This window comes from Xinfangfangia pollutisoli (assembly GCF_020179405.1).
Lineage (GTDB): Bacteria > Pseudomonadota > Alphaproteobacteria > Rhodobacterales > Rhodobacteraceae > Pseudogemmobacter > Pseudogemmobacter pollutisoli.
Genome location: NZ_JAICBZ010000164.1, coordinates 1 through 2840, shown reverse-complemented (window position 1 = coordinate 2840; position 2840 = coordinate 1). Strand labels below are relative to the sequence as shown.

Here is a 2840-nt window from a genome sequence, read left to right as displayed (position 1 = left end):
CGCTGGAGATTGCCGCGGCGGGGCGGCACCATCTGCTGCTGGTCGGCACGCCCGGCTCGGGCAAGTCGATGCTGGCCGCGCGGCTGCCCGGCCTGCTGCCGCCCCTGACCGCGGCCGAGGCGCTGGAAACCTCGATGATCCAGTCGCTGGCGGGGATGCTGACCGAGGGCGGCATCTCGCGCCAGCCCCCCTTCCGCGAGCCGCATCACACCGCCTCGATGGCGGCGATCGTCGGCGGCGGCAAGGGGGCGAAGCCGGGCGAGATCAGCCTTGCGCATAACGGCGTGCTGTTTCTGGACGAATTGCCGGAATTTCCCCGCGCGGTGCTGGAAACCCTGCGCCAGCCGATCGAGAATGCCGAAGTCATGGTCGCGCGCGCCAATGCGCATGTGCGCTATCCCTGCCGGTTCCTGCTGGTCGCGGCCGCCAATCCCTGCCGCTGCGGTCATCTCAGCGATCCATCCCGCGCCTGCAGCCGGGCGCCGGTCTGCGGCGAGGATTATCTGGGCCGGATCTCGGGGCCCTTGCTCGACCGCTTCGATCTGCGGGTGGAAGTGCCGCCGGTGGCCTTCACCGATCTGGAACTGCCGGCCTCGGGCGACACATCGGCCAGGGTCGCGGCGCGGGTGGCGCAGGCCCGCGCGCTTCAGGCCGACCGCTTCGGCCCGGGCACGGCCGCGCGGGCCAATGCCGATCTGACCGGCGACGCGCTGGACCTTTGGGCCAGGCCCGATGCCGACGGCCAGGCGCTGCTGGCGCGGGTTGCCGAGCGGATGGGCCTGTCGGCGCGCGGCTATCATCGGGTGCTGCGGGTGGCGCGCACCATCGCCGACCTGGCCGGGTCAGAGCGGGTGCTGCGCCCGCATCTGGCCGAAGCCATCGGCTACCGGCTCAGCCCCGGGCTGATCAAATCCGGCTGAGCCAGGCTCAACCCGCCCGCCGCGCTTCGATCGCTTCCCAGATCTTCGCCGCGGCATTGGTGCCGTCGAATCGTTCCAGCTCTTGAATGCCGGTGGGCGAGGTCACGTTGATCTCGGTCAGCCAGTCGCCGATCACATCGATGCCGACGAAGATCTGGCCCTTTTCGCGGAGAAGCGGGCCGATGGTCCGGCAGATCTCCAGATCGCGCTCGGTCAGACCGATCTGCTCGGGCCGGCCGCCCACATGCATGTTCGACCGCGTCTCGCCCGCCTGCGGCACGCGGTTGATCGCCCCCACGGCCTCGCCATCGACCAGGATCACCCGCTTGTCGCCCTTGGCCACCGCGGGCAGGAATTTCTGCACGATCAGCGGCTCGCGCGAGAAGCCGGTGAACAGCTCGTACAGCGACGACAGGTTGCGGTCATTGGCATCCAGCCGGAACACGCCCGCCCCGCCATTGCCGTAAAGCGGCTTCAGGATGATGTCGCCATGCCGCGCCTTGAAGTCGCGGATCGTCTGCAGGTCGCGGGCGATGGCGGTGGGCGGCGTCAGCTGCGGGAAGCGCAGGACCAGCAGCTTCTCGGGATAGTTGCGCACCCAGAACGGGTCGTTCACCACCAGCGTCCTGGGATGGATCATGTCCAGAAGATGGGTCGAGGTGATATAGGCCATGTCGAAGGGCGGGTCCTGGCGCAGCCAGACCACGTCGAAATCGGCCAGATCCACCTCGGTCTCGGGGCCGTAGGTCACATGATTGCCGATCTCGCGGCGAAGCTCGATCGGGAAACCGCGGGCAATGACCCGGCCCTCGACGAAGGCCAGCTTGTCCGGCGTGTAGAAGAACAGCGCATGTCCCCGGGCCTGGGCTTCCAGAGCGATGCGAAAGGTAGAATCGGCATTGATGTTCACGGACCCGATCGGGTCCATCTGCAGGGCAACCTTCAAGGCCATGACACGCTCCGTTTCTCGGTCGTGCCTTTCTTGGCCGATTGTGCCGCCCGATGCAAACGGGCCGCCACCGCAGCCCACAGCTAATAGACGGTGTCACATTCGAAGACATCACTGCGGATCGCCACCCGGCCCGCGCCATCCACCAGAGCCAGGTGATATTGGCGTTCGGCAAAGGGCTGGTTCAGCACATTGCCCAGATATTCTTCCGACGCACCGACGATGCGGCGAATCTGCGCCGGACCCAGCCGGGTCAGCGCCAGATCATGGCTGGCCGCGCGCTTCACCTCGACGAAGATCACCCCGTCGGCGCCCTGAAAGATCAGGTCGATTTCCCCGCTGCAGCCGCGCCAGCGCCGGGCCGCAAGCCGATAGCCCTTTGAAAGGTAAAGCCTTTCGACCCCGTCTTCCGCGGCAAGACCCGACAGATAGGCAAGCTGGCCGCGGTCGCGGCGCCGGCGCTGAGGGGGGTCGAGACACAGATCCAGCGGCATGGCGCGCCTTTCGTCAGTCGCGCCCCAGATCCAGCGCGATCTGATAGACCATGCGTCGCGGGGCACCTTCACTTTGCGCCACGAAAGTTGCTGCGTCCTTAACGGACATGGTTTTCAGCGCCTCGCCCAGCGCCGCGCGCAGGCTGTCTTCATCGGCCACCCTTGCCGGCGCCCGGTCGATCACCAGCACGATCTCGCCCTTCGGGTCGGCGTCGCCCAGGGCCGCGGCGATCTCGTCCAGGCTGCCACGCAGCACCTGTTCATGCCGTTTGGTCAATTCGCGGCACAGCGCGGCGCGGCGGTCGCCGCCGCAGGCCTGGATCAGCTCCTGCAGGCTGCGGCGCACGCGGCGGGGCGATTCGTAGAGGACCAGCGTCGCCGGCACCGCCGCCAGTTCGGCCAGCGTCCGGGCCCTTTCGCCGGCCGCGGCGGGCAGGAACCCCGCAAAGAGGAACCGGTCGCTTGGCAGCCCCGCCA

General features: G+C 68.1%; 4 protein-coding genes. 1 reads left to right on the top strand and 3 read right to left on the bottom strand.

Annotated elements, in window-relative coordinates:
• On the top strand, positions 1-920 hold a 920-nt coding region (locus tag K1Y73_RS21745; RefSeq protein ID WP_225030498.1), incomplete at its 5' end, for a YifB family Mg chelatase-like AAA ATPase.
• Positions 921-927: 7 nt separating this feature from the next.
• On the opposite strand, the gene gshB is transcribed toward K1Y73_RS21745, so the two are convergent.
• The 3 genes from gshB to rsmI all read right to left on the bottom strand — a co-directional run.
• Entirely contained in the window at positions 928-1872 is a 945-nt protein-coding gene (gshB, locus tag K1Y73_RS21740; RefSeq protein WP_225030497.1) for a glutathione synthase, read from the bottom strand.
• Positions 1873-1952: 80 nt separating this feature from the next.
• Positions 1953-2363, bottom strand: coding sequence for a YraN family protein (locus K1Y73_RS21735; protein ID WP_225030495.1), 411 nt, complete (start codon positions 2361-2363; stop codon positions 1953-1955).
• A gap of 13 nt (positions 2364-2376) precedes the next feature.
• On the bottom strand, positions 2377-2840 hold a 464-nt coding region (rsmI, locus tag K1Y73_RS21730; protein ID WP_263626735.1), incomplete at its 5' end, for a 16S rRNA (cytidine(1402)-2'-O)-methyltransferase.

Excerpts from the sequence above, each read along its gene's own strand:
- gshB (WP_225030497.1), bottom strand. The coding sequence starts at position 1,872 with ATGGCCTTGAAGGTTGCCCTGCAGATGGACCCGATCGGGTCCGTGAAC.
- K1Y73_RS21735 (WP_225030495.1), bottom strand. The coding sequence starts at position 2,363 with ATGCCGCTGGATCTGTGTCTCGACCCCCCTCAGCGCCGGCGCCGCGAC.